General features: G+C 54.6%; 25 protein-coding genes and 3 tRNA genes. 10 read left to right on the top strand and 18 right to left on the bottom strand.

Annotation, left to right across the window (positions count from 1 at the left end):
• Window positions 1–1,017 carry a lipoate--protein ligase LplA gene (gene lplA / locus MC50_RS12040; RefSeq protein WP_032689563.1) on the top strand — a complete coding sequence of 339 codons (1,017 nt, stop codon included), beginning with the start codon at window positions 1–3 and terminating at the stop codon, window positions 1,015–1,017.
• 224 nt (window positions 1,018–1,241) lie between these two features.
• Here the strand turns inward: lplA and deoD are convergent, their stop codons facing one another.
• The 12 genes from deoD to MC50_RS11980 form a co-directional block, all read right to left on the bottom strand.
• Window positions 1,242–1,961 carry a purine-nucleoside phosphorylase gene (deoD, locus tag MC50_RS12035; RefSeq protein ID WP_004857662.1) on the bottom strand — a complete coding sequence of 240 codons (720 nt, stop codon included), beginning with the start codon at window positions 1,959–1,961 and terminating at the stop codon, window positions 1,242–1,244.
• Window positions 1,962–2,064: 103 nt separating this feature from the next.
• Window positions 2,065–3,288: a phosphopentomutase gene (gene deoB / locus MC50_RS12030; protein WP_004857660.1), complete on the bottom strand. Its 1,224-nt coding sequence runs from the start codon at window positions 3,286–3,288 to the stop codon at window positions 2,065–2,067.
• A gap of 52 nt (window positions 3,289–3,340) precedes the next feature.
• Window positions 3,341–4,663: a thymidine phosphorylase gene (gene deoA, locus MC50_RS12025; protein WP_032689576.1), complete on the bottom strand. Its 1,323-nt coding sequence runs from the start codon at window positions 4,661–4,663 to the stop codon at window positions 3,341–3,343.
• Window positions 4,664–4,819: 156 nt separating this feature from the next.
• Entirely contained in the window at window positions 4,820–5,599 is a 780-nt protein-coding gene (gene deoC, locus MC50_RS12020; protein WP_047663983.1) for a deoxyribose-phosphate aldolase, read from the bottom strand.
• Between the two features lie 493 nt (window positions 5,600–6,092).
• Window positions 6,093–6,872 (bottom strand): TatD family hydrolase, encoded by a 780-nt coding sequence (locus MC50_RS12015; protein ID WP_032698204.1) that lies wholly within the window; start codon window positions 6,870–6,872, stop codon window positions 6,093–6,095.
• The gene (locus MC50_RS12010; protein ID WP_032689578.1) at window positions 6,869–7,942 is read right to left on the bottom strand and encodes a patatin-like phospholipase family protein; all 1,074 of its coding nucleotides are present in this window, start codon (window positions 7,940–7,942) and stop codon (window positions 6,869–6,871) included. The genes MC50_RS12015 and MC50_RS12010 overlap by 4 nt, the downstream gene beginning before the upstream one ends.
• A 250-nt stretch (window positions 7,943–8,192) precedes the next feature.
• On the bottom strand, window positions 8,193–8,354 hold the full coding sequence (locus MC50_RS12005) for a DUF1328 domain-containing protein (protein WP_004857650.1): 162 nt from the start codon (window positions 8,352–8,354) through the stop codon (window positions 8,193–8,195).
• 254 nt (window positions 8,355–8,608) lie between these two features.
• Window positions 8,609–9,220, bottom strand: a complete 612-nt coding sequence (osmY, locus tag MC50_RS12000; RefSeq protein ID WP_032689579.1) for a molecular chaperone OsmY — start codon at window positions 9,218–9,220, stop codon at window positions 8,609–8,611.
• Window positions 9,221–9,437: 217 nt separating this feature from the next.
• Window positions 9,438–11,027 (bottom strand): peptide chain release factor 3, encoded by a 1,590-nt coding sequence (gene prfC / locus MC50_RS11995; RefSeq protein WP_004857644.1) that lies wholly within the window; start codon window positions 11,025–11,027, stop codon window positions 9,438–9,440.
• Window positions 11,028–11,118: 91 nt separating this feature from the next.
• The gene (gene yjjG, locus MC50_RS11990; RefSeq protein WP_032689580.1) at window positions 11,119–11,796 is read right to left on the bottom strand and encodes a pyrimidine 5'-nucleotidase; all 678 of its coding nucleotides are present in this window, start codon (window positions 11,794–11,796) and stop codon (window positions 11,119–11,121) included.
• A gap of 101 nt (window positions 11,797–11,897) precedes the next feature.
• Complete coding sequence (gene rimI, locus MC50_RS11985) at window positions 11,898–12,344, bottom strand: ribosomal protein S18-alanine N-acetyltransferase (RefSeq protein WP_032689581.1); 447 nt, start codon at window positions 12,342–12,344, stop codon at window positions 11,898–11,900.
• Complete coding sequence (locus MC50_RS11980) at window positions 12,313–12,726, bottom strand: DNA polymerase III subunit psi (protein WP_047663981.1); 414 nt, start codon at window positions 12,724–12,726, stop codon at window positions 12,313–12,315. The genes rimI and MC50_RS11980 overlap by 32 nt, the downstream gene beginning before the upstream one ends.
• A 205-nt stretch (window positions 12,727–12,931) precedes the next feature.
• Between MC50_RS11980 and rsmC the strand changes: the two genes are divergently transcribed.
• From rsmC to MC50_RS11960, 4 genes are all read left to right on the top strand, one after another.
• Window positions 12,932–13,960 carry a 16S rRNA (guanine(1207)-N(2))-methyltransferase RsmC gene (gene rsmC / locus MC50_RS11975; RefSeq protein WP_032697940.1) on the top strand — a complete coding sequence of 343 codons (1,029 nt, stop codon included), beginning with the start codon at window positions 12,932–12,934 and terminating at the stop codon, window positions 13,958–13,960.
• 169 nt (window positions 13,961–14,129) lie between these two features.
• Window positions 14,130–14,216, top strand: a tRNA-Leu gene (locus MC50_RS11970).
• 28 nt (window positions 14,217–14,244) lie between these two features.
• A tRNA-Leu gene (locus tag MC50_RS11965) sits at window positions 14,245–14,331 on the top strand.
• A 31-nt stretch (window positions 14,332–14,362) separates the two neighbouring features.
• Window positions 14,363–14,449, top strand: a tRNA-Leu gene (locus MC50_RS11960).
• A gap of 21 nt (window positions 14,450–14,470) precedes the next feature.
• Here the strand turns inward: MC50_RS11960 and MC50_RS11955 are convergent.
• Entirely contained in the window at window positions 14,471–14,710 is a 240-nt protein-coding gene (locus MC50_RS11955; RefSeq protein WP_032689583.1) for a DUF1435 domain-containing protein, read from the bottom strand.
• Window positions 14,711–14,973: 263 nt separating this feature from the next.
• Here MC50_RS11955 and MC50_RS11950 point away from each other — a divergent pair, with 263 nt between their 5' ends.
• Window positions 14,974–16,020 carry a GGDEF domain-containing protein gene (locus tag MC50_RS11950; RefSeq protein ID WP_032689584.1) on the top strand — a complete coding sequence of 349 codons (1,047 nt, stop codon included), beginning with the start codon at window positions 14,974–14,976 and terminating at the stop codon, window positions 16,018–16,020.
• Window positions 16,021–16,137: 117 nt separating this feature from the next.
• A complete protein-coding gene (fhuF, locus tag MC50_RS11945; RefSeq protein WP_032698207.1) occupies window positions 16,138–16,932 on the top strand; it encodes a siderophore-iron reductase FhuF in 795 nt (264 codons plus the stop codon).
• 43 nt (window positions 16,933–16,975) lie between these two features.
• On the opposite strand, the gene MC50_RS11940 is transcribed toward fhuF, so the two are convergent.
• Window positions 16,976–18,319, bottom strand: a complete 1,344-nt coding sequence (locus tag MC50_RS11940; RefSeq protein WP_032689586.1) for a PTS sugar transporter subunit IIC — start codon at window positions 18,317–18,319, stop codon at window positions 16,976–16,978.
• A gap of 339 nt (window positions 18,320–18,658) precedes the next feature.
• Between MC50_RS11940 and MC50_RS11935 the strand changes: the two genes are divergently transcribed.
• Complete coding sequence (locus MC50_RS11935) at window positions 18,659–19,117, top strand: YbaK/EbsC family protein (protein WP_032689587.1); 459 nt, start codon at window positions 18,659–18,661, stop codon at window positions 19,115–19,117.
• A 16-nt stretch (window positions 19,118–19,133) separates the two neighbouring features.
• On the opposite strand, the gene bglJ is transcribed toward MC50_RS11935, so the two are convergent.
• The 4 genes from bglJ to pobA form a co-directional block, all read right to left on the bottom strand.
• Window positions 19,134–19,811, bottom strand: coding sequence for a DNA-binding transcriptional activator BglJ (gene bglJ / locus MC50_RS11930; RefSeq protein ID WP_047663978.1), 678 nt, complete (start codon window positions 19,809–19,811; stop codon window positions 19,134–19,136).
• Entirely contained in the window at window positions 19,760–20,512 is a 753-nt protein-coding gene (locus tag MC50_RS11925) for a helix-turn-helix domain-containing protein (protein WP_047663975.1), read from the bottom strand. Before MC50_RS11925 ends, bglJ begins: the two co-directional genes overlap by 52 nt.
• Before the next feature lie 261 nt (window positions 20,513–20,773).
• Window positions 20,774–21,643, bottom strand: a complete 870-nt coding sequence (locus tag MC50_RS11920) for a helix-turn-helix domain-containing protein (protein WP_032689590.1) — start codon at window positions 21,641–21,643, stop codon at window positions 20,774–20,776.
• Window positions 21,644–21,665: 22 nt separating this feature from the next.
• Window positions 21,666–22,850: a 4-hydroxybenzoate 3-monooxygenase gene (pobA, locus tag MC50_RS11915; protein WP_047663973.1), complete on the bottom strand. Its 1,185-nt coding sequence runs from the start codon at window positions 22,848–22,850 to the stop codon at window positions 21,666–21,668.
• 286 nt (window positions 22,851–23,136) lie between these two features.
• Between pobA and MC50_RS11910 the strand changes: the two genes are divergently transcribed.
• Window positions 23,137–23,913 carry a threonine/serine exporter family protein gene (locus MC50_RS11910; RefSeq protein WP_032689592.1) on the top strand — a complete coding sequence of 259 codons (777 nt, stop codon included), beginning with the start codon at window positions 23,137–23,139 and terminating at the stop codon, window positions 23,911–23,913.
• Window positions 23,904–24,377, top strand: a complete 474-nt coding sequence (locus tag MC50_RS11905) for a threonine/serine exporter (RefSeq protein WP_032689593.1) — start codon at window positions 23,904–23,906, stop codon at window positions 24,375–24,377. Before MC50_RS11910 ends, MC50_RS11905 begins: the two co-directional genes overlap by 10 nt.
• The last annotated feature ends 100 nt before the right edge of the window (window positions 24,378–24,477 follow it).

The raw sequence follows: 24,477 nt of genomic DNA, 5'->3' as shown, positions 1-24,477 counted from the left end.
ATGTCGACGCTACGCCTGCTGCTCTCAGATTCTACGGATCCCTGGTTCAACCTCGCGGTTGAAGAGTGTATTTTCCGCCAGATGCCCGCCACCCAGCGCGTGCTGTTCCTGTGGCGCAATGCCGACACGGTGGTCATTGGGCGGGCGCAAAACCCGTGGAAAGAGTGCAACACCCGCCGGATGGAAGAGGATAACGTCCGCCTGGCCCGCCGCAGCAGCGGCGGCGGCGCGGTATTCCACGATCTCGGCAACACCTGCTTTACCTTCATGGCAGGTAAACCCGAGTACGATAAAACCGTCTCCACCCGGATTGTACTGGCTGCGCTGGAGGCGCTGGGCGTCACGGCTGAAGCATCCGGGCGCAATGACCTGGTGGTCAAAACTGCCGAAGGCGATCGTAAAATCTCCGGTTCGGCCTACCGCGAAACCCTTGACCGCGGTTTTCACCACGGAACGCTGCTGTTGAATGCCGATTTAAGTCGTCTGGCAAACTATCTCAACCCGGATAAAAAGAAGCTACAGGCGAAAGGTATCACTTCGGTACGCGGCCGCGTAGCCAATCTGGTTGAGCTGCTGCCGGGTATTACGCACCAGCAGGTCTGCTCGGCGATTGAAGAGGCCTTTTTCGCCTACTACGGCGAGCGCGTCGCCGCGGAAGTGATTTCGCCCGATAAGACGCCGGATCTGCCGAACTTTGCCGAAACCTTCGCCCGCCAGAGCAGCTGGGCATGGAATTTTGGCCAAGCGCCGGCCTTCTCGCACCTGCTGGATGAGCGCTTCGTCTGGGGTGGGGTTGAGCTGCACTTTGACGTTGAGAAAGGCCATATCACCCGTGCGCAGGTCTTTACCGATAGCCTGAATCCGGCACCGCTGGAAACGCTGGCTACGCGATTGCAGGGCTGCCCGTATCGTGCTGACGTGCTGCAGCAGGCGTGTGAAGCATTATTAGTGGATTTCCCGGAGCAGGAGAAAGAGCTGCGGGAGCTGTCGGCATGGATTGCCGGCGCGGTGCGCTGATAAAAAAGCCGGATGGCGGCTACGCCCTATCCGGCCTACAGATTTCGCACGGTTTGATTGACCGCTCAGCGCGAGACTAGCGGTTACGCCCTATCCGGCCGACAGATCCCGCACGGTTTGATTGACCGCTCAGCGCGAGACTAGCGTTTACGCCCTATCCGGCCGACAGATTTCGCACGGTTTGATTGACCCGGTAAGCGCAGCGCCACCGGGCAATACAACCTTTACTCTTTATCGCCCAGCAGAACGGATTCCAGCGCGATTTTGATCATATCGTTGAACGTCGTCTGACGCTCGGCCGCGGTCGTTTGCTCATGCGTACGAATATGATCGGAAACGGTGCAGATAGTCAGCGCTTTCGCCCCGAACTCCGCCGCTACGCCGTAGATACCGGCGGCTTCCATTTCCACGCCCAGGATGCCGTATTTTTCCATCACATCGAACATGGACGGATCCGGGGTATAGAACAGGTCTGCGGAGAAGATGTTGCCGACACGGGCATCAACGCCCAGCGCTTTTGCAGCATCAACCGCGTTACGCACCATGCCGAAGTCAGCGATAGCGGCGAAATCATGATCTTTAAAGCGCAGACGGTTAACTTTGGAGTCGGTGCACGCGCCCATGCCAATCACTACATCACGCAGTTTGACATCAGCACGTACCGCGCCGCAGGAGCCCACGCGAATAATCTTCTTCACGCCGAAATCGGTGATCAGCTCTTTGGTGTAGATGGAGCAGGACGGGATCCCCATGCCGTGGCCCATGACGGAGATCTTGCGGCCTTTATAGGTACCGGTGAAGCCCAGCATGCCGCGCACGTTGTTCACTTCGCGCACGTCTTCAAGGAAAGTTTCCGCGATGTGCTTCGCGCGCAGCGGGTCGCCCGGCATCAACACGACGTCAGCGAAATCACCCATTTCTGCATTAATATGAGGAGTTGCCATCTTCAGTTCCTTTTATATTGTTGTTTTTGCCGGGCGGCGGCGGCGCCTTACCCGGCCTACAAAACCACAGGCCCGGTCAGCATAGCGCCACCGGGCAATGACCTTAGAACATGGCCTTGCCATATTCCATGTCGGACGTACCAAAGTATTTCGCCAGGGTCTGGCCGATATCCGCGAAGGTTTCACGGTGGCCCAACGAGCCCGGTTTAACTTTCGGGCCGTAGACCAGTACCGGGATATGCTCACGCGTATGATCAGTACCCTGCCAGCTCGGGTCACAGCCGTGGTCAGCGGTCAGGATCAGAATGTCATCTTCACCCACCAGCTCCATCAGCTCCGGCAGACGGCGGTCGAACAGTTCCAGACCCGCAGCATAACCGGCGATATCGCGACGATGCCCCCAGGAAGAGTCGAAGTCCACGAAGTTAGTGAAGACGATGGTCTTATCACCCGCTTCTTTCATCTCTTTGATGGTCGCGTCAAACAGCGCATCCAGGCCGGTCGCTTTCACTTTTTTGGTGATCCCGCAGTTGGCATAGATGTCGGCGATTTTCCCAACGGAAACCACGTGGCCGCCTTTCTCGTCAACCAGCTTTTGCAACACGGTCGGCGCAGGCGGTTCAACGGCCAGATCGTGACGGTTGCCGGTACGCTGGAAGTGGCCCGGTTTATCACCCACGAACGGACGCGCGATAACGCGGCCAATGTTGTAGCCACCTTCAGTCAGCTCCTCACGGGCGATTTCGCACAGCTCGTAGAGTTTATCCAGACCAAAGGTCTCTTCGTGGCAGGCAATCTGGAACACGGAGTCAGCGGAGGTATAGAAAATCGGCTTGCCGGTTTTCATATGTTCTTCGCCAAGCTCATCCAGAATCACCGTCCCGGAAGAGTGACAGTTACCGAGGTAGCCCGGCAGGTTTGCACGTTTAACCAGTTTATCCAGCAGCTCCTGCGGGAAGCTGTTCTGATGGTCACTGAAGTAGCCCCATTCGAACAGAACCGGTACACCGGCGATTTCCCAGTGGCCGGACGGCGTATCTTTACCGGAAGAGAGCTCATGTGCCCAGGCGTATGCGCCAATGACGTCCGCACTGGCGTCCATCCCGGCAGCAATCTTACCGGTCGAGCCCTCGTGAGCTTTGACCAGCCCCAGACGGGTCAGATTAGGCAAATTGAGTGGGCCTTTACGGCCATGGTCAGCCTCGCCCTTAGCGCAGGCTTCAGCAATGTGGCCCATCGTGTCTGAGCCGACGTCGCCAAAGCGAGCGGCATCTTCAGTCGCACCGATGCCGAAAGAGTCCAGCACCATAATAAATGCACGTTTCATATTATTCTCCGTACCTTTTGCGCTGCAAAAAAGCGATCAGATCAGTATACCGTTATTCGGTGATTCGGCGATAGACCGTCGGGGTTTCTTTCGGCGCCTTATCGTCCAGTTTAATTGCCGCTTTGACGGCTTTCGCCGCATCCTGCCAGCTGGCTTCATCTTTGGCATGGATAACCGCGAGCGGACGCTGCCCGTCAACGCTGTCACCCAGGCGCGCCATGTCGGTAAAGCCGACGCTATAGTCAATCGGATCGGACGCCTGGCGACGACCGCCGCCCATCGACACCACCGCCATACCCAGCGCACGGGTGTCCATTTCAGCGACAAACCCTTCACCATCAGCGTAGACCGCTTTGCTCAGCATGGCGGTAGGCAGATAGTTATCGTAGTTCTCGACGAAATCAGTCGGCCCTTTTTGCGCGGCAACCATCCGGCCAAAGACTTCCGCCGCTTTACCGTTGTCCAGCACCGCCTGCAGTTTCGCCCGCGCGTCGGCGTCATCCTGGGCCAGCTTGCCGGAAATCAGCATTTCCACGCACAGCGCCATGGTCACATCAAACAGACGCGGATTGCGGTATTCGCCGGTCAGGAAGCGAACCGCTTCACGGACTTCGACGGCATTACCGGCGCTGGATGCCAGCACCTGGTTCATATCGGTCAGCAGCGCGGTAGTACGCACGCCGGCACCGTTGGAAACGCCAACGATCGCTTCGGCAAGCGCTGCGGAGAGTTCGTAGGTCGGCATAAAGGCGCCGCTGCCTACTTTGACGTCCATCACCAGCGCATCCAGGCCTTCCGCCAGTTTTTTCGCCAGAATCGAGGCGGTGATGAGCGGGATGGAATCCACCGTCGCGGTAATATCGCGGGTGGCATAGAAACGTTTGTCGGCAGGGGCCAGCGAACTGGTCTGCCCAATGATGGCGACGCCAACATCTTTAATAATGCCGCGGAAACGGGCGTCATCCGGGAAAATATCGAAACCTGGAATGGCTTCCAGTTTGTCGAGGGTGCCGCCGGTATGACCGAGGCCGCGCCCGGAGATCATCGGCACATAGCCGCCGCAGGCGGCGACCATCGGACCAAGCATCAGCGAAGTCACATCGCCCACGCCGCCGGTGGAGTGTTTATCGACAATCGGGCCATTCAGATTGAGGCTTTTCCAGTCCAGAACGGTTCCTGAATCCCGCATTGCCATGGTTAACGAGACGCGTTCTGGCATAGACATATCGTGGAAAAAGATGGTCATCGCCAGCGCCGCGATCTGCCCTTCAGAAACGGTGTTATCGCGGATCCCGTTGATGAAAAAGCGAATTTCGTCATCGCTCAGCGCATGGCCATCACGTTTTTTACGAATAATTTCTTGTGCGAGAAACAAGGTAACCCCCTGAGGAATAAGGTCAAATTCGGCGGGCGGCGTTGTCTGCGCCCGCGCTAAGATCCTGTAGCCCGGCCGAGCGTCGCGACGCCGGGAATCTCCCGGGGTCGGCGCAGCTGCGCCTCCTCCGGGCTACGGTTTTGTCGCCGTTACGCCTTAGTAGCTGCTGGCGCTCTTACCGTCGCCGTGACCCAGCGCTTTCAGCAGGCTTGCCAGCAGGCTGGAGGCGCCGAAACGATAGTGGCGAGAATCCGCCCAGTCGGCACCAAACAGTTCATCGGCAATCGCCAGGAACTGCTGCGCATCTTCAGCGCTGCGGACGCCGCCCGCAGGCTTAAAGCCAACGGTTTTCTGTACACCCATATCGCGGATCACTTCCAGCATGATACGTGCGCTTTCCGGCGTCGCGTTTACCGGAACTTTACCGGTCGAGGTTTTGATGAAATCCGCCCCGGCTTTAATAGAAATTTCAGAGGCTTTGCGAATTAACGCTTCTTCTTTCAGCTCACCGGTTTCGATGATCACTTTCAACAGCACGTTGGCCGCCGTGCAAGCCTCTTTACAGGCCTTCACCAGATCGAATCCAACCTGCTCGTTACCCGCGATCAGCGCGCGGTACGGGAATACCACGTCAACTTCGTCCGCGCCGTAAGCGATGGCCGCACGGGTTTCCGCCAGCGCGATATCGATATCATCGTTACCATGCGGGAAGTTTGTGACCGTGGCGATACGGATATCCGGGGTGCCTTGCGCGTTCAGCGTTTTACGCGCGATCGGGATAAAGCGCGGATAGATGCAGATAGCCGCTGTGTTCCCTACCGGCGTTTTTGCCTGATGGCACAGAGCGATCACCTTTTCATTGGTGTCATCGTCATTCAGCGTGGTCAGGTCCATCAGTTTCAACGCGCGCAGGCTGCTTGCAGATAAATCAGTCATTTTACACTCCGACGGCTTATTGCCGGTTCAATAGTTTGTTCACCTTGCGAGTCTGTTACTATTGTAACATCACCTCGCCGTTACACTTCGACATTCATCACAGTTAATGAAAACTCATAGAGAATTTGCATTACTGCAATGTGACAGTGATCACCTTTATGGCTGCGGTATTACGCTGAAAGACGCCAGGTTTACTTTAAGCATAATCAAAATCCTCAGACACAAGGGAATGTTAATATAATAACATAAAACCACAAGCCACCTCGACAAAAGCGAATGCATATTGTGCTAAAAATTGAAAAACAGGCAATAATCATTGAAAAATAAGCAGGTTACTGAAAACAGACGATGATGGAATTATAACATTTACAGGGAGTGTGAAAGGGAGGGGATCCGGGCAGCGAGGCAGTACGCCATTGCCGGCGATGATGCCGCAACCTCTTAGCCGCGGCGGACTCACGAGCGTCATCACTGACAGTGCGCTACGCCTACGTCACAGGTTACAGAACAACGCTTTCGTATTGTCTAACAACGCATTCGCAATGACATCCGCAGGTTCCTGCCGCAGTTCACATAACGAGGCAAAGACGCGGGCCACCTGCTCGGGTCGATTTGGCTGCCCCTGAAAACCATTGAGCGGCATATCCGGCGCATCCGTCTCCAGCAGCAGTGCCGATAGCGGCAGACGCGCCATCACATCACGCGTTTTACTGGCACGTGGGTAGGTTATGGTCCCGCCGACGCCAATTTTATAACCTGACTGAACAAAACGTTCCGCTTGCTGCAGGCTTCCCGCGAAACCATGTACCACGCCGGTTCTCGGCAAGGCATGTTTTTTCAGCAGCATCGCCAGCGTATCGTGAGTACGGCGGGAGTGGAGAATCACCGGCAGATCGTACCGCTTCGCCAGCCGCAGCTGCGCTTCCAGCATGCTCTTCTGGCGCTCAAACTGCGGATCTTCACGATACAGATCGAGCCCCGTCTCCCCCACGGCGACCACCTTTCGGTGGCGTTGGCGCAGGCACTCTTCCAACCGCTCAAGACTGCGCTCATCATGCCGTTCGATCGCAATGGGATGCAGTCCTACGGCGGCATAAATCGCTTCATGCTGCTCCGCCAGCGCTAATACGCGGGGGAAATTTTCCGCTTCAATGGCCGGGACAATTATCTGCGTCACCCCGGCTTGCGCCGCCCGGGCAAGACTCTCGGCCGCATGGCCGGCGAAGGGCGGGAAATCAAAATGACAATGCGTATCGATAAACGTCCACGTCATGCCAGATCCTCGTTATCAAAGCTGGCATCATTAGCCTGCGGGGCGGTAACGAAAGTGGCCGGATGGGAATCGTTGGCGACGGAAGCCGCCGGCACCACAACCGAGGCCGGCTGCGTGACTCGCGGCAAATGACGCACCAGCGGTGGACGGTCTGCCAGCAGTTTGCCGACCGTCGCCAGGAAATAACGCCCGCACTGCCGCCCGGTCTTGTAGTCTTCCAGCAGCGCCGGTAGACGGCTTCCCAGCGCCATACTTTTAAGCGGTTTCTGCGGATAAATTTCCAGGATGCGCAGCTTACCCGGCGGCTTCTCAATAAACTGTTGGGTAGTGCGATAGGTGGCCTCGTGATGCTGGACCAGGTTCACAAACGGCTGCAGGCTGCTTTCCCCCAGCCAACGCTCCATTCGCTTAAACCACTGCGGGGTATAGAACATCTGTGAAGGCACCGTACGGATAACCACGATGGTTTGCGCCCCGCGTCGGGCCGCCTCCTGTACGGGAATCGCATCGCTGACGCCGCCATCCAGATAGCTGATGCCATCCAGCATGACGCCGCTGCGATAAAAGCCGGGGATCGCGCTGGAAGCGCGGATCAAATCGAGCCACGTGGTCTGCGTGGGGGCAAAATAGTCTGGCGTATAATCATCGCCCCGGCAGGCGCACATCCACAGCTCTTTCCCCAGAGCGAACTGCTCTTCCGCATAGCTCATCGCCAGCGGCATTTTTTGCGCCGTGGTCTCCACCAGCCAGTCAAGGTCGATAAGATTGCCGCCGCGGACAAAACGCATAGGATCGAAAAATTGCCGGGCCGTGGTGTAACGGGTGATGACCTTGCGGGCGTAGCCCTGCTGGTTGCACATGTAGGCCGACAGGTTCTGCGCCCCGGCGGATGTCCCCAGCATAATGTCAAAGGGGTTGAATCCCGCGCGCATGAACTCATCCAGTACCCCGGCGGTAAAGATACCTCGCTGACCGCCACCCTCGCACACCAGGCCAAGCTTGCCCGGAAGAAATGGTTTGACCGACAGCGGCGCAATATTGCCAAGCGTTACGGGAATTCGATGTCCCACCCTGCTTTCCTGTTATGTTTTATTGTACCAGCCCAAAATAATCCGGCAGGGTCTCCCCCCAGCGCTCCCGGCCCGTCGGGCGACGTTCACCGCCCGCAAGGGATCTGAAATCCTGGCGTCCACCGCCGCGCCGTCCTGCAATTATTACCCCCCTGAAACCACGAAAGCCAGTCCTGAGGACTGGCTTTATGTAAAACGCTATGTCATTAAAACGCCTTTCGCGTCCTGCGCGGCAGGGAAAGACCGCTTTCTATGGGCGCCGGCGCCCGGTAAACAGGCTAACCAGGAACAGAATAATACCGACGACAAAGACGATTTTTGCAGCCCAGGCAGCCGTACCCGCCAGGCTACCAAATCCTAACGCGGCGGCAATCAGTGCAATGACCAGAAAAATAATGCCCCATCGAAACATAATGTGCTCCTTACCATAGTGGATAACGGTCGCTTTTCTGCGCGCTCAGGCCGCGCATAAATCAACCCTGTCATGCTCTTTTTCTTAACTCGTCATACGTCGAATTGCTGGTGCTCGGGCGATGCCCGTGTTCCTCGATAAAATGACCTGAATAAGCGCCAGAGGATTCATTTGTTTACCTCCCGCATGTCATTCAACGCGCAATTCAAAGAGTTGAATAGTTAACGAGAAATAACGTTATTAAATGAATGGGTTTATTTAACGCTAAGATTATTTTCTACGTTTTTTACACCCGAAACGGCTTTGGCAATGTCTGCCGCGCGATCCGCCTGCTGACGAGAATCAACGGTTCCGGATAAATGTACGGTCCCGGCACGGGTTTCAACCGTGACCTTTCGCGACGGTACAATGTCATCCGCCAACAGTTTGGCTTTGACTTGACTGGTAATGGCCGTATCGCCTGCGTACCCCTTCAGGCTAGCAGACTTCTCTGCGACCACGTTCAACTGGTCATGCACGGTGGTCACGCCTTTGACCGTTTTCGCGGCGTTCACCGCCAGATCTTTTTGCTCCGCACTGTCAACCGAGCCGCTCAGCGTCACCACTTTATTCTCGGTTTTCACAGAGATATCGCTGCTGCGAATATTTTTATCGTCAATCAGCGCCGCTTTCACCCTGGCGGTGATAGTGCTGTCATCCATAAAATCGCCAACTTTGTTCAGCGAGCTGTCGACGGCCTGACCGGCGCTGGAGGCAACCGATTGTGCGCTGTTCGCCGGCGGATTTTCTGCATATGCCGAGGCGCTTATCATGGCTGAGCCTAAGAAGAGAGCCAGCAACGTCCCGGCATCCTTTAGTCTTGTCATCTCTCTGTCCTCGTTATTTCTATATCGCTAAAGCAAAATAAGTAGCTTATTAAGCCAGAATCTTAAAAATTACTTATTAAATATAGTAGAAGGTCATGAAAGAGACGGAAAATATGCACAAAAAGTCACGCTGACGGGATCTTTAAGAACTTTCTATAACGCAGGAAACAACAACAAAATAGCGTGGAGCGCGGTGAGAGCCGCGCTCCGGAAGGGATTAGTGCTCGCGAGTTTTACGGAACAGAACGTCAGGATAGCGTTCCTGCGTCAGGTTCAGGTTAACCATCGTTGGCGCGATATATGTCAGATTATCACCGCCATCGAGGGCCAGCTGAATTTCGTTTTTACGCTTAAATTCCTCAAATTTTTTCACGTCGGTGGATTCCACCCAACGTGCGGTCGCCACGTTCACCGATTCGTAGATCGCTTCCACGTTGTATTCACTCTTCAGACGAGCCACGACCACATCAAACTGCAGCACCCCGACCGCGCCGACAATAAGATCGTTATTGGCGATCGGACGGAAGACCTGTACCGCGCCCTCTTCAGAAAGCTGTACCAGCCCTTTGAGCAGCTGCTTCTGCTTCAGCGGATCCTTCAGGCGAATACGACGGAACAGCTCCGGTGCGAAGTTCGGGATACCGGTGAACTTCATCATCTCGCCCTGGGTGAAGGTATCACCGATCTGAATCGTGCCGTGGTTGTGCAGACCGATAATATCGCCCGGCCACGCCTCTTCCACATGAGAACGGTCGCCGGCCATAAAGGTCAGCGCATCGGAAATCACCACGTCTTTGCCCGTACGGACCTGACGCAGCTTCATGCCCTTCTCATACTTACCGGACACCACGCGCATAAAGGCCACGCGGTCACGGTGTTTCGGATCCATGTTGGCCTGAATTTTAAAGACGAAACCGGTAAATTTCTCTTCTTCCGCCGTCACTTCACGGGTATCGGTTTTGCGCGGCATCGGCGCCGGCGCCCACTCAACCAGGCCATCCAGCATATGATCCACGCCGAAGTTACCTAAGGCCGTACCAAAGAAGACCGGGGTGATTTCACCGGCGAGGAACAGATCTTTATCAAACTCGTTTGAAGCGCCCTGTACCAGCTCCAGCTCATCACGCAGCTGCTGCGCCAGATCTTCGCCGACGGCCAGATCGAGATCCGGGTTATTCAACCCTTTTACGATCCGCACTTCCTGAATCGTGTGGCCCTTACCGGTCTGATAGAGATAGGTCTCATCTTTGTAGAGATGGTACACGCCCTTAAACAGCTTACCGCAGCCAATCGGCCAGGTGATCGGCGCGCAGGCAATACGCAGCTCGTTCTCCACTTCATCCAGCAGCTCCATCGGATCGCGGATATCACGGTCGAGTTTGTTCATGAACGTCAGGATCGGCGTATCGCGCAGCCGGGTCACTTCCATCAGCTTACGGGTACGATCTTCAACGCCTTTTGCCGCATCGATGACCATCAGACAGCAGTCCACCGCCGTCAGGGTACGGTAGGTATCTTCGGAGAAGTCTTCGTGGCCCGGGGTATCCAGCAGGTTAACCAGGCTGTTGTGATACGGGAACTGCATCACCGACGTGGTAATGGAGATACCACGCTGCTTTTCCATCTCCATCCAGTCTGATTTTGCATGCTGGCTCGAACCACGGCCTTTCACGGTACCGGCGGTTTGAATCGCCTGTCCGAACAGTAATACCTTCTCGGTGATGGTCGTTTTACCGGCATCCGGGTGAGAGATAATGGCAAAAGTGCGGCGTTTAGCCACCTCTTGCAGATAAGGAGACAACGTCATAATTGATTCTTCTTAGTAAACGCGGCAACCGGCCACGCATGTGGAATACGAAAAATTGCGGCTATTTTACCCATCAATAGGGGGGAGGCAATCAGTGTTTACACAGGAGCTGCTCCAGGTCGCTTAAAGAGGTCACCGTCCAGTCGGGGTGAAGATCGGCAGGCAGTTCACGCTGATGAGCGTTCAGCCAGCAGGTGGCAAGGCCGGCATTCACCCCGCCGCGGATATCGGACTCTGCCGTATCGCCGACCATCAGTACGCGGGAACGATCGGGATGACCCGCCTGCGCCAGCGCGTATTCGAAAATGCGCGCGTCCGGCTTCGCCACGCCGACCTCTTCAGAAATAATCAATAAATCAAAGTGATCGCGTAAGCCGGTGCGTTCCAGACGGATCTGCTGCAGCGAGGTAAACCCGTTGGTGATGATCCCCATTTTTACCTTCCCCTGCAGGGCATTCAGCAGCGATATCGCCCCCGGCAGCGGCGAGCAGATCTCGGCCATCGCATTCATAAAGGCGTCGTTGAGTTCGCCCGGCGGCACGCTGAGGCGCTCCGCCCAGCTATTAAAACGCTGATGTTGCAGCTGCAGCGAAGTGATCGTACCGTTCTGATAATCCACCCACAGTGGTTTATTCACGGCCTGATAGTCCTGAAAATCTTCAGCGCTAAAGGTCACGCTATAGTCGAGAAACATTCGCTGCAGACCGGTAAAAGAATCAAACGTAAACAGCGTTTCGTCGGCATCAAAGAAAATCCAGTCCCACTTCATCGTATCACCCTGTCATTGCCCGCCCTACAGGCGTCTTGTTACAGCAGATCTGAGCATCGCAGCGTCAGACCTACCCTTAAAAAAGCCTGGCGAACAGGCTGTTACATACTGACTGGCAACGCCATTATGATCGCATCCTCACGCCCGTCGGCCGTGGGATAATAGTCACGACGAATGGTTGCCTCGTTAAAACCTAAGCTCTCGTACAGTGCGAGAGCGGCTACGTTCGACGCACGCACTTCCAGCCACAGCGTCACGACCCCGCGTTTCTCAACCTCATCAATCACCTGCTCCAGCAGCGCTCGCCCAAGGCCGCGCCGCTGAAAAGCCGGGTCGACGGCGATGTTAAACAGCGTCGCTTCATCGAGGATAATTTGCGTAATCGCAAAGGCCGCCATCTCGCCATCAACCGTCAGTTGAAGGTTCAGATAACGCTCGCCCTGATTACTGGCAAAGGTTTGTTCGCTCCACGGAAAAGCGTGGGCGCGTTGTTCTATTTGCCATGCACGGGGCAAATCAGCCGTGTTGAGGGTAGAAATCGTGTTCATGAGCGCAGATTTGTTGCCAGAGTGCCATACGGGCAGGCGCGCTGGTCTGGAGTTCATCAAAAGCGGGCGTCGAAAGCTGCGCGCCCGCCAACGGTAACGGTGCGTCAGTACCCAGCCGCCAGCTGTTGCAGCGGCTATCCTGCGGCAACATAGCCACGCGATCCGGCGTGAGCTGCAGTACCTGATCCGGCGACAGCGCCAGAGCACACAGAATATCTCTGGCGAGCGGTTCAGTCAGCGACGGCGGGTTTTCCGCCACCATCACCAAACGAATATGCCCAGGAAGCGAGATAGCGATTTCACCCTGTAACACCCCGGGGCGACGCAGCGACCACCGGGTGATACCCAGCTGCTGTAATTGCCACTCTCGTCGGGAAGTCATAGCGAAACACTCCTGTTAATTAAGCGCGCAATATAGCAAATCCCGCTTATCTGCGCCAACAAACTACGTACGACGTGCCTGTCGCTCGGTCAGAGATGAGGTGTATCGCGTTATCCGCGCGCAGGCGGCCCCAGCAGCGCCAACAAAGAGGCAGCATTCTGGATAACGTGTATAATCGGCGCCAGTCTTAATGAAGGAGTGTTTCATGTCTGCTTTTACCCCGGCAAGTGAAGTCTTGCTGCGCCACAGTGATGATTTCGAACCCGCACGCGTTCTGTTTGCCGGTGACCTGCAGGATGACCTGCCCGCACGTCTGGACACCGCGGCCAGCCGCGCCCACACCCAACAGTTTCACCACTGGCAAGCCCTGAACGGCCAGATGGGCGAAAACGTACGTTTTAGTCTGGTAGCCGAAGCCAGCGACGTTGCCGATTGCGATACGCTGATTTACTACTGGCCAAAGAACAAACCGGAAGCGCAGTTTCAATTGATGAACCTGCTGTCGTTGCTGCCGGTCGGGATTGACGTTTTCGTCGTCGGTGAAAACCGCAGCGGCGTTCGCAGCGCCGAACAGATGCTGGCCGAATATGTCCCCCTGACGAAAGTGGACAGCGCACGTCGCTGCGGGCTGTATCACGGGCGTCTGGAAAAACAGCCGACGTTCGATCCGCAGCAGTACTGGGGCGAATACGCGCTGGAAAATCTGACCATTAAAACGCTGCCAGGCGTATTCAGCCGTGACGGACTGGACATTGGCAGCCAGCTGCTGCTCTCAACGCTGACGCCGCACACCAAAGGTAAAGTGCTCGATGTTGGCTGCGGCGCAGGCGTGCTGGCGACCGTACTGGCCAGCCACTCGCCGAAGGTCCGCCTGACGCTCTGCGACGTCAGCGCGCCAGCGGTCGAAGCGAGCCGCGCAACGCTCGCCGCCAACGGCATTGAAGGTGACGTGTTCGCCAGCAATGTGTTCTCCGAAGTGAACGGTCGCTTCGACATGATTATCTCCAACCCACCGTTCCATGATGGCCTGCAGACCAGCCAGGAAGCTGCGCAAACGCTGATTCGCGGCGCGGTCCGTCATCTGAACAGCGGCGGGGAGCTGCGTATTGTCGCCAACGCCTTCCTGCCGTATCCGGATGTGCTGGATGAAGTCTTCGGCTTCCATGAAGTGATTGCCCAAACCGGTCGCTTTAAGGTTTACCGTACCGTCATGACCCGTCAGGCGAAAAAATAATTTTTTGTCTTCTCCGGCGGCAGGGCAACCCCGCCGCCGGTTCTCCCTCCGCAAATTCGACCATTTTTGCAACAATCAATCCAGGCCACACAATTAACTATTGACGAATAGCTGAAAACCACTAGAATGCGCCTCCGTGGTAACGATACTTTCATAGTGTCGATGGTATGCGAAGGTGGCGGAATTGGTAGACGCGCTAGCTTCAGGTGTTAGTGTCCTTACGGACGTGGGGGTTCAAGTCCCCCCCCTCGCACCATAAACCACGCAGATATCGCTCGCACTGTGCGAAGGTGGCGGAATTGGTAGACGCGCTAGCTTCAGGTGTTAGTGTTCTTACGGACGTGGGGGTTCAAGTCCCCCCCCTCGCACCAACGAGGCGATATCAAAAATTAAGAATACTGTGCGAAGGTGGCGGAATTGGTAGACGCGCTAGCTTCAGGTGTTAGTGTCCTTACGGACGTGGGGGTTCAAGTCCCCCCCCTCGCACCAATATTCTTACCCTTCTCTGTATTACCCCATCAGTTTCAAATTCAACGCCATCAGCATGATTCCACTGATTAACGCCACGCATGACGGTAACAGTACGAAATGCCGTAAGCGCCGGTGCCAGATCATCAATGCCGTCATCAATAGCCCGACCGTAACCAGCCCACGCCAGGCATCTACCGACAGACCAGCCCCTCCCAGTGCAGCAACCAGTATCCCAGGCAACAGCACTGCCCATCCACTGCCCAAAGCTCGCTGCAACATGTTCTCACCTTTCCAATCGATAATGATAACCAATATCATATGATAGCCTTTATCATTTGTCATGTTTTGCCTGTCAGGATATTTCGTTCTTTACGTTCGGCCTGATGACATAGATCGGTGAAGGTGATAAATTAAACGCGCCGTACTAATGTATTAAAATATTTGATTATTTCGCAAAAACCGCACTGTGTGCAGTGCTTTTTATCGTTCATTTTTGGCAGCCATCATTTTGAAATTTAATGACTAATAACGACACGCCCAATATGACTGCACAATCCTGGCAAAAACATTATGACAAAAAATATCAATATTCCTTACGGCTCTTTTTGCTGCTGACTTTTATTTCTGCGGTTTTCTCGCTAGTCAGTCCGCTGTATACCCCTGTCAGCTTTACCCTTCCCTGCGTCCTGATCGTTATTCTCAGCGCCGCCCTGGCGCTATGGCACTGGAAGTTTTCACAGCGCAAAATAAATATTCCTTTTATTTCTCTGATATTTGGTGTGCTGTGGGCCTCGCATATAACGGAAAAAGCATTGTTACTGCCAGCGCCTCATTTTAACTTTCTGGTCATTGCGCTATTAAGCATATTGTTTATTGGCGCTATTGCATTCCCCAATAATATCACTGCCTTTACCCTGCACTCTTTACCCACATTTATCGCCTGTCTGTTCCTTGCCGAAGGTGAACAGTGGTTACGTATGTTGTATTGTCTCACGCTCCCCATTGCCGGCATTACGTTGCAAAACATCATTCAAAAACGCAGCGATGCCTTTACCCAGGGGCTGATGGATAAATTACTGCAGGAACGCAACACCCTGAACGATCTGAGTATGCTGGACCCTCTCACCGGCTTATATAACCGGCGCGGCCTGCAGAATCGCCTGGATACCCTTCTGGCGGTGAGTGACAGTGACCATCATGTACTGCTGCTGGATATTGACCACTTTAAAGCCTACAACGACCACTATGGCCATATGATGGGCGATCAGGCATTGATTCAGGTCTCCGCCGCGATTCGCAATGCCGTACGATCGCGTGATATTGTCGCGCGCTTTGGTGGTGAAGAGTTTATGGTGCTGTTAACAAACAGCACCACGGAAGCGGCTTCTCTGGCCGCAGAGCGTATCCGCCAGCAGGTCTACGATTTGAAAATTCCTCATATGTTTAATGAAAGCGTCGCCACCAATGTCACCATCAGTATTGGCATGACGCCTCTCATGGATTCCGATATCGATGGCGCCCTGAAAAGAGCCGATACGGCGCTCTACGAAGCCAAAGGCCAGGGCCGCAACATTATTCTCGCCAGCTGATCCCGCCCCGCCGCCGCATGGTACAGCGCACGCGGCGCAGACAAATATCTTGCCATCGCCCGGACAACTAACTAGTATCACTAATCATTCTCATTTAGATTCATATCTGGCGATTTGATGGTTTACCGTTCTGCTTCATTCCGCAATGACATCGACATCATCTGGCAGGCTCCGCTGCTGCCGGCCAAAGATGCGTTGGCGAATGCGATTCGGGAAAAAATCACCACCCTTCGTCCTCATCTGCTGGATTTTCTTCGCCTGGATGAAGAGGCCCCGCCATGCGCATTGACGCTCGCTGAATGGTCTGCGCCCACGGTACTCAGCTCTCTGCTGGCCACCTGGTCCGATCATATCTATCGCAACCAGCCGACGATGCCGCGTGAACAAAAGCCGCTGCTCTCACTTTGGGCGCAATGGTACATCGGCCTGCTGGTGCCGCCGCTGATGCTGGCGCTGCTCAGTGAAGAGACCGCTATCAGCGTCGCGCCGGAGCGTTTTCGCGTTGAATTTCACGAAACGGGCCGCGCGGCCTGCTTCTGGATCGATGTCAAGGCAGACTCCTCCGCCAGAAGCCATTCGCCGCAAACGCGTATGGAAACGCTGGTGACCAACGCCCTGCTGCCGGTGGTACAGGCGCTGGAAGCAACCGGAGATATCAATGGCAAGCTTATCTGGAGCAATACCGGCTATCTGATCAACTGGTATCTGGGGGAAATGAAAGCGCTGCTGGGTGACGAGCAGGTTACAGCCCTGCGTCAACACTGCTTCTTTGAAAAGCAGTTTGCCGATGGCCAGGACAATCCGCTGTGGCGAACGGTGATTTTACGCGAAGGATTGCTGGTGCGCCGCACCTGCTGTCAACGTAATCGTCTGCCAGACGTTCATCAGTGCGGGGACTGCACGCTGAAATAATGCCATTCACGGCGGGCGGCATGCGGACCGCCCGCCGGTTATCTTATGCTGTCTGTTGGCTCTCTTCTTCCATGCGCTGAGCTTCTTCAGCCTCCTGCGCCAGCAGCTGTTTCTCATATACCTTAAAGAACGGGAAGTAGATAATCGCCGAGACGCAGGCCAGAATAACCACCAGTATTGCCGCCCGGAAATCCCAGCCCAATGCCCACGCGCCGCCAATTGGCGCCGGAGCCGTCCACGGTACAACTGAAATCACTCGCCCAATCAGATCCAGCTTCATCGCCGCCCAGGCCAATATGGCGTTAACCATCGGCGCCAGCAGGAACGGAATAAAGAAGACCGGGTTCATGACGATAGGGGTGCCGAAAATAACCGGCTCATTAATATTAAACAGGCTTGGCACGACGCTCAGTCGACCGATTGAACGCAAATGCGCCGACCGACTGCGCAGGTAGCAGAAGACCAGTCCCATTGTGGCGCCAGACCCCCCGATAACAATAAAGAAGGTCCAGAACGCCTCCATAAAGATATGCGGCAGCGGCGCGCCCTGAGCCAGCGCCTGCTGGTTCATCCCGAGGTTAGTCAGCCAGAACATTTGCAGCATGCCAGAGACAATCGCCGCGCCGTGGATCCCGGCGAACCACAGCAAATGGCCGATCAGCACCGCCAGTAAAATCGCCGGCAGCGAGTCCGCTGCGGATACCAGGGGTTTAAAGATGGCCATGATGGCCTGCGGAATAAGCATGTCAAAATGGTGCTGAATAAACAGGCTGAGCGGATAGAGCGTCAGCACCACCACCAGTACCGGAATGAGCAGATCAAAGGAGTTTTTGATCATCGGCGGCACCTGATCCGGCAGGCGAATACCGATATTGTGCGCCTTCAGGAAACGCATCATTTCAACGCAGTACACGGCCACCAGAATCGCCGTAAAAATCCCCGTGCCGCCGAGGCTGTCGACCGGCAGGGTGCCGTTCGTTTTTGGCGCTGCCACCAGCAGAAAAGCCATAATGGACAACATGCTGCACATAAAGGGATCGAGCTGATTGGTCTTCTCATAGTGCTTGCCGAGGTTATAAGAGATCGCGGCACAAATGTAGATAGACATAATGCCCATCGTCATATCGAACGGCGTCAGAATCCGCCCTTCAAACTCTTTCGCCAAATCCAGCCAGGCGCGCGCAAACCCCCAGGTCGTATCTGGCGAAAACGGCGGGTAGGCAAAGACCAGCAGGAATGACCCGACAATCATAAACGGCATCGCCGAGATAAAACCGTCACGGATAGCCATCACGTGGCGCTGCGACGAGATTCGCCCGGCGACAGGGCTTATATAATTTTCTACAAAGCGAAATATCAGATTAAACGCAGCATGGTTAGCAGACATAGCAGCCCTCCTGACAGGCTTTAGATACTGGCCCAACAACGATTATTCTGCCGTTGTGATGAAAGTTGTTCTGTGAACGGACAACCACGCCGGCCATTCCATTCTCTATACTGTTCAAGTCAGCACGATTCATACACGGCTCTTTGTTATATGTGATACAGGGAAGTTACCCATCCAGTATTCATCTGAGCGAGCAGAACAGCAACCGGTTACAGTAACCGGTTACGGTGATTGTGAAGAAGATCCAGAAATTGGAATAATTCCTGATTCTCAATCAACAATATTTACACTCCCCCGGGCTTGTGACAGATTAAATCGGTCATTAATCAGGAGATCCCAATGAGCCTGCAGTCCGTGCGGCAGTTTTTTGCCGAACATGCCCCCGATATCGACATCATCGAACTGAATCAAAGTACGGCCACCGTTGCCCAGGCAGCCGCCGCGCATCATGTCGAACCTGGGCAAATCGCCAAGACCCTTTCATTAAAAGTGAAAGAACAGGTCATCCTTGTCGTCGCCAGCGGCAACGCCCGGCTGGATAATAAAAAACTGAAGGACGCATTTGGCGCGAAAGCGCGCATGCTCAGCAGTGACGAGGTGGTGATATTGACCGGGCATCCGGTGGGCGGCGTGTGCCCTTTCGGGCTGGAAAATCCGCTGGCGATCTACTGCGATATTTCGCTAAAACAGTACCCGGAAGTCTTACCGGCCGCAGGCGCTATCCATAGCGCAGTACGCATTTCACCGGACAGAATGGCGCAGTTGACCGAAGCCACCTGGATTGATGTTTGCCAGTAGAATCCCTGAAGCACAGCTACGCTATCCCTGCCTCCGCAGCATCTCCGCCGCACGGCGGCGGGAGATGGATCAGAATATCGGCTGCGCTCAGCAGACCGAGAGCTGAGCTGATGCCCAGCCTGGCCATCGCATTGTATTTGTGGGCATGAATGGTTTTGATATTCCGGTCCAGCTGAACCGCTATCTCTGACAATGAATGGCCGCAGGCGATATAGCGAAGGATTGTTTGCTCGATTGAACTGAGGCGATGACCGTATAGCGCCTTGCGGCTGGCTGGTTCGTTAAGAGGGGCGAGTTGCTGCTCAAGTAGCTGAAATAGCTGCTCCTGCAACGTTTCACGACCGCAGGATTTATTTAACACGCCGTGCAGGTGAAATGGCACCAGTTGAGTAATTAAGTCACGCTCTTCTCCGCTATTCGCCAGAATAATTCGCAGAATATTCGGATGGGTATAAGCAGCCTCCTGAAAAAAAAGTAAACTTTCCAGTCGCAGTTGACGATGACCGGAAAGTGAAAAAATAATCGCAGTGACATGCCTGATATTCATCGTTTGCGTCAATGACTGAATATCTTTGAAAAAATGAACGCCACTATTTTCGTTATAACGATCGTTTAAGATAAAACGAAGCGCCGTCTCGGTCATCACGCACTGTTCGATGACAGCAATGCGTTGCGCTTCGTTACGCTTCTCCATTCCTGCGACTCTCCATATTCTGAGGATATATTTAACTCTTTCATCCCTTGTTCGCTATTAATCCAGGCATACATCTGCGCATTGCCATTCAAGGATAAACGGCGCATGGCGCTATTCTTTTGCGCGCTAATCGTTTTATTACTTTTTTTCAATAAGAAGGCTATTTGATTAATTTCCCAGCCCTTTGCCAGCAGCCGTAAAACCTTGCGCTCGGATAAAGTCAAAGTGCTTACCATCTCCGGGCTCATCGACACCGTATCGGTTTGCGTATTGAGAAAAGTCGCTTTAGCACTGGAGGCAGACGACTCCTCCGGGCGCCTCGCTCCTCCCGTGCATATCGCTGCACCTAAACGTGCCACCGGCGCCGTGTCGGAAACTAATGTACTGTTATCGCGAGCTAAAAATATCTGAGCCTCGCGATCGCTGGCGCGCCCGATAATATAAACCCAGTGAATATCTTTATACTGAGCCATTAAAAAACAATAATATTCACAAACTTCCTGAGGCTGTCCGGGATCGCCGGACAGGTCGACAATGACCAGCCGGGTTCGACCCAGTTCGGTTAGCGTGAGTTCCTCCGGCGAACGGCAGCGGCTGAATATATAGTCGGGGAGACATTCACTGGTGATTGTTTTTAAACCGGACTGCATAACCGGAAGTTTGCTGATGATGATGCCGTACTGATCATGTCCTGGTAACATAAATCCTCCGTTTTCTGTAGAAGATTCACGTCTGGCATAAAACAGATGGCCCCCTGGCAACCATAATATTATTTTGCCAGGTGAATCTGTGTCACCCCTGGCGAACGTTTCGGCCCTACGCTCTGTACCAAATGTTAGAGTGGGGAATTGCATTGCTGGCCTTCGCAATAAACGACATTAGCATACATAAAGAGCAACAATAAATTAGAAAAAATGAAAGCAGACTTTAGAAAGAATTACGCAAACCTATCACATCAGAGTTTATTTAATTTCATTCCTGAATGTTTTTGGCGACACGCCGCTATAGCGACGAAAAAAACGGGAAAAATAAGTTGCATCTGAAAACCCTAAGTAATCAGAAAGTTGAGTCACAGTCATCGTGGTATATTGCAAATTACGCCGCGCCTCCAGCATCAGTCTTTGGTGCAAAACACCCAGAGCACTGCAGCCATGAAATTCACGGCACAAATAATTGAGGTGCGTCGCCGACAGCCCAACCTGGCGGGCATATTCTGCCAGCGGCAGATGTTCCCGGTAATGGCTTTCAATAAGGCGAGAGAAATGACGCATGACGCTGCGCTTTCGTTCCGCTTTCCCTTCGGCGACCGACGTCGGGAGGCACTGCCGGTTCAGCCAAACCAGCAGCGCGCCTAAGAGCGAGTGCAGCATCATTTCCCGGGCGTCCAGCTCTTCGCAATACTCTTCCCGTAGTGCCGTAAACAGCGCGCGGATATGCCCGCGGGAGTGCTTTACGGGCACGCACTGCGGCTGAGCGAGAACATCAAGCTGACGGCCAAACTGGCGTTCAAAATGGCTGAGCAGCGGCAGCGCCAGCGACAGAACATAACCCTGAGTGCCGGGTGAAAAACGAAACCCATGAATGCACAACGCCGGTACCACCTGAATACAGGATTCGGTCATCACGGTAGTTGTCCCTTCAATTTCGATCTCCGCCCTGCCTTTATGTAAATAGAGCAACTGCACCATCTCCGCATGCTGATGCATGCGGATATGCCACTCATACAGGCTGCTGCGCTGCACAATCGACTCGCAGTGCAGGAGATCGGGCGTGGGCCAGTCGCGCTCTTCGCCATACAATTTAAAAACGGGAACGGTATTGGTGTCCTGCATGACAACTCCAGCTGTTGATTCCCTACGCCACTCGCTCCATGGGCAAACCCACATAGTTTTCTGCTATGGTGGTCAACCCGGCGCGCGATCCGAGGTAATAGCGACGGTCTGCCGCCTGCATTTTTTTATCGAACTCGCTTTGCTGCGGAAAATCATGCAGCAGGCGAGTCATGAACCAGCTGAACCGCTCCCCTTTCCACACCCGATCAAGAGCAAAACGAGAATAGCTCGCCAGCAGATCGGTGCGGCCGCGGTGATAATACTCCCGCAGAATGCGCCACAAATAGTTCACATCGGAAGCGGCCAGATTCAGCCCTTTTGCTCCGGTCGGCGGCACGATATGCGCCGCATCGCCCACCAGGAACAGCCGCCCGTACTGCATCGGCTCCACCACGTAGCTGCGCAGCGGCGCAATACTTTTCTCAAGTGAGTGACCAGTCACTAACTTGCCAGACAGCTCATCCGGCAGGCGGCGCTTCAGCTCGTCCCAGAAACGTTGGTCCGACCATGCGTCAACCTTGTCGCTCAGCGGCACCTGCAAATAGTAGCGGCTTCTTGTTAGTGAGCGCTGACTACATAAAACAAATCCCCGTTCATGGTGAGCATAAATCAGCTCCGGGTTAACCGGCGGCGTGTCTGACAACAGACCCAGCCAGCCAAACGGCCAGACGCTTTCATACTCTTTAAGAATCTCACGCGGGATGCTTTGTCGCGAGACACCGTGAAAACCATCGCAACCGGCGATAAAATCACACTCCAGGCGGCAGATTTCCCCGCCGCTGACGAAGGAGACTGACGGCCGATCGCTCTTCGCATCCTGAATCATCACCTCGCTGACGCCATAAATGATCGGTGCGCCGCAGTCAGCCCGAGCCGCCATTAAATCCCGGGTCACTTCGGTCTGGCCGTATACCATCACGCTTTTTCCACCGGTCAGCTCCGTCAGCGCAACCGGTACCCGCTGCCCCTCAAATAAAAACTCAACCCCATGATGCACCAGCCCCTCTGCATCCATGCGCTGCGATACTCCGGCCTCTCGCAGTAGACCGACGGTGCCGCTTTCCAGAATCCCCGCCCGGATACGCCCCAGCACATATTCCGGCGTTTGCCGCTCGAGAATAACGGTTTCGATCCCGGCACGATGCAACAGTTGCCCCAGTAGCAGCCCGGAGGGGCCAGCCCCGATAATCGCGACCTGTGTTTTCATAGGATTGTCTCACTCTCAGCGGTTAATTATTTGTTTGTTTTTTGTTTAATAAAAGTTCCCTCCTGCATTTTTGATAACCCGGGCGAGAAAAAGAAGGCAAAAATCCGTGCAAAAAATGCACTTTTCAACAGTTTTAAAGAAGTGTGGCGGAGTTCAAATTCTATTTCGGCCGCCTGCGGAGACTTTTTGCGCATTGTTTGATCCGCTCCCCCTCAGAGAAAGCGCGAGTTCAGGTTAAAGTATCAACAGACATGACGGCATCGGATGTGACGGACAGCGGGTACTTATGCAAGCAGATCGGGCAGTTCAGCGCACAATTACGCGACTATGTATTCAGTGTGGACTTTTCTTGTTACAGCATGGCGCAGAGAGCGCGCTGGTTGAGGAGCTCTCGACTCGTCTGGGGCGGGCGCTCGGTATGGACAGCGTTGAAAGCGCCATCTCCTCGAATGCAATTGTGCTCACGACGATTAAAGACGGCGAGTGCCTGACCTCTACGCGTAAAAACGTCGATCGCGGCATCAATATGCACGTAGTGACGGAAGTGCAGCATATTGTGATTATGGCCGAGCATAAGCTGCTGGATTATAAAGATGTGGAGAAGCGCTTTACGCAGATTAAGCCGCTGCGCTATCCGCGCTGGCTGGTGGTTCTGATGGTGGGACTCTCCTGCGCCTGTTTCTGCAAGCTCAACAACGGCGGCTGGGACGGTGCGCTGGTCACCTTCTGCGCCAGCACTATCGCCATGTATATTCGCCAGCTCCTGACCCATCGCTCGATGCATCCGCAGATAAACTTCTGTATCACCGCCTTTGTCGCCACCACCATCTCCGGGTTGATGCTGCGCCTTCCCGCCTTTACCAACACGTCAACGGTGGCGATGGCCGCCAGCGTGCTGCTGCTGGTGCCCGGCTTCCCTCTGATTAACGCCGTTGCGGATATGTTTAAAGGGCATATCAATACCGGCCTGGCGCGCTGGGCGCTGGCCAGCCTGCTGACGCTGGCCACCTGTATTGGCGTGGTGATGGCAATGACCATGTGGGGGCTACGCGGATGGGCATAATTTCGTATCTGTTCACGCTGCTTCAGGATATGGCGCTGTCGGCCATTCCGGCCGCCGGGTTTGCTATGGTGTTTAACGTACCGCAGCGCGCGCTGCGCTGGTGTGCGCTGCTGGGAGCAATCGGCCACGGTTCGCGCATGGTGATGATGACCGCAGGGTTCAATATTGAGTGGGCAACGTTCCTCGCCGCTCTGCTGGTTGGCAGCATCGGCATTCAATGGTCCCGCTGGTACCTGGCGCATCCCAAAATTTTCACCGTCGCGGCCGTGATCCCGATGTTCCCCGGAATTTCCGCCTATACGGCAATGATCTCGGCGGTGAAAATCAGCCATTTTGGCTACTCGGAAGAGATGATGATCATGCTGCTGAGTAATTTCCTCAAGGCCTCCTCCATCGTTGGCGCCCTCTCTATCGGTCTTTCCATTCCGGGTCTCTGGCTGTACCGTAAGCGCCCACGGGTATAGCAGGGATTTGGCCCGACGCTGTGCTACTATAGCCAATGGATTTCAGTTTGCTTTACTGCGACAGCAGAGGCGATCCCGATACGCTGCCTGAAGCCAGCGG

Origin of the sequence: Klebsiella planticola, assembly GCF_000783935.2 — a bacterium.
GTDB classification, from domain to species: Bacteria; Pseudomonadota; Gammaproteobacteria; order Enterobacterales; family Enterobacteriaceae; genus Klebsiella; species Klebsiella planticola.
Note: the sequence above shows the minus strand (reverse complement) of the source record. Positions and strands in the feature narration are given on the sequence as shown.

What these genes read in the sequence shown, in the direction of transcription:
- lplA (WP_032689563.1), top strand. Translation starts at nt 1, where the DNA reads ATGTCGACGCTACGCCTGCTGCTCTCAGATTCTACGGATCCCTGGTTC.
- deoD (WP_004857662.1), bottom strand. Translation starts at nt 1,961, where the DNA reads ATGGCAACTCCTCATATTAATGCAGAAATGGGTGATTTCGCTGACGTC.
- deoB (WP_004857660.1), bottom strand. Translation starts at nt 3,288, where the DNA reads ATGAAACGTGCATTTATTATGGTGCTGGACTCTTTCGGCATCGGTGCG.
- deoC (WP_047663983.1), bottom strand. Translation starts at nt 5,599, where the DNA reads ATGACTGATTTATCTGCAAGCAGCCTGCGCGCGTTGAAACTGATGGAC.
- MC50_RS12015 (WP_032698204.1), bottom strand. Translation starts at nt 6,872, where the DNA reads ATGACGTGGACGTTTATCGATACGCATTGTCATTTTGATTTCCCGCCC.
- MC50_RS12005 (WP_004857650.1), bottom strand. Translation starts at nt 8,354, where the DNA reads ATGTTTCGATGGGGCATTATTTTTCTGGTCATTGCACTGATTGCCGCC.
- osmY (WP_032689579.1), bottom strand. Translation starts at nt 9,220, where the DNA reads ATGACAAGACTAAAGGATGCCGGGACGTTGCTGGCTCTCTTCTTAGGC.
- prfC (WP_004857644.1), bottom strand. Translation starts at nt 11,027, where the DNA reads ATGACGTTGTCTCCTTATCTGCAAGAGGTGGCTAAACGCCGCACTTTT.
- yjjG (WP_032689580.1), bottom strand. Translation starts at nt 11,796, where the DNA reads ATGAAGTGGGACTGGATTTTCTTTGATGCCGACGAAACGCTGTTTACG.
- rimI (WP_032689581.1), bottom strand. Translation starts at nt 12,344, where the DNA reads ATGAACACGATTTCTACCCTCAACACGGCTGATTTGCCCCGTGCATGG.
- MC50_RS11980 (WP_047663981.1), bottom strand. Translation starts at nt 12,726, where the DNA reads ATGACTTCCCGACGAGAGTGGCAATTACAGCAGCTGGGTATCACCCGG.
- rsmC (WP_032697940.1), top strand. Translation starts at nt 12,932, where the DNA reads ATGTCTGCTTTTACCCCGGCAAGTGAAGTCTTGCTGCGCCACAGTGAT.
- MC50_RS11955 (WP_032689583.1), bottom strand. Translation starts at nt 14,710, where the DNA reads ATGTTGCAGCGAGCTTTGGGCAGTGGATGGGCAGTGCTGTTGCCTGGG.
- MC50_RS11950 (WP_032689584.1), top strand. Translation starts at nt 14,974, where the DNA reads ATGACTGCACAATCCTGGCAAAAACATTATGACAAAAAATATCAATAT.
- fhuF (WP_032698207.1), top strand. Translation starts at nt 16,138, where the DNA reads ATGGTTTACCGTTCTGCTTCATTCCGCAATGACATCGACATCATCTGG.
- MC50_RS11940 (WP_032689586.1), bottom strand. Translation starts at nt 18,319, where the DNA reads ATGTCTGCTAACCATGCTGCGTTTAATCTGATATTTCGCTTTGTAGAA.
- MC50_RS11935 (WP_032689587.1), top strand. Translation starts at nt 18,659, where the DNA reads ATGAGCCTGCAGTCCGTGCGGCAGTTTTTTGCCGAACATGCCCCCGAT.
- bglJ (WP_047663978.1), bottom strand. Translation starts at nt 19,811, where the DNA reads ATGGAGAAGCGTAACGAAGCGCAACGCATTGCTGTCATCGAACAGTGC.
- MC50_RS11925 (WP_047663975.1), bottom strand. Translation starts at nt 20,512, where the DNA reads ATGTTACCAGGACATGATCAGTACGGCATCATCATCAGCAAACTTCCG.
- MC50_RS11920 (WP_032689590.1), bottom strand. Translation starts at nt 21,643, where the DNA reads ATGCAGGACACCAATACCGTTCCCGTTTTTAAATTGTATGGCGAAGAG.
- pobA (WP_047663973.1), bottom strand. Translation starts at nt 22,850, where the DNA reads ATGAAAACACAGGTCGCGATTATCGGGGCTGGCCCCTCCGGGCTGCTA.
- MC50_RS11910 (WP_032689592.1), top strand. Translation starts at nt 23,137, where the DNA reads ATGCAAGCAGATCGGGCAGTTCAGCGCACAATTACGCGACTATGTATT.
- MC50_RS11905 (WP_032689593.1), top strand. Translation starts at nt 23,904, where the DNA reads ATGGGCATAATTTCGTATCTGTTCACGCTGCTTCAGGATATGGCGCTG.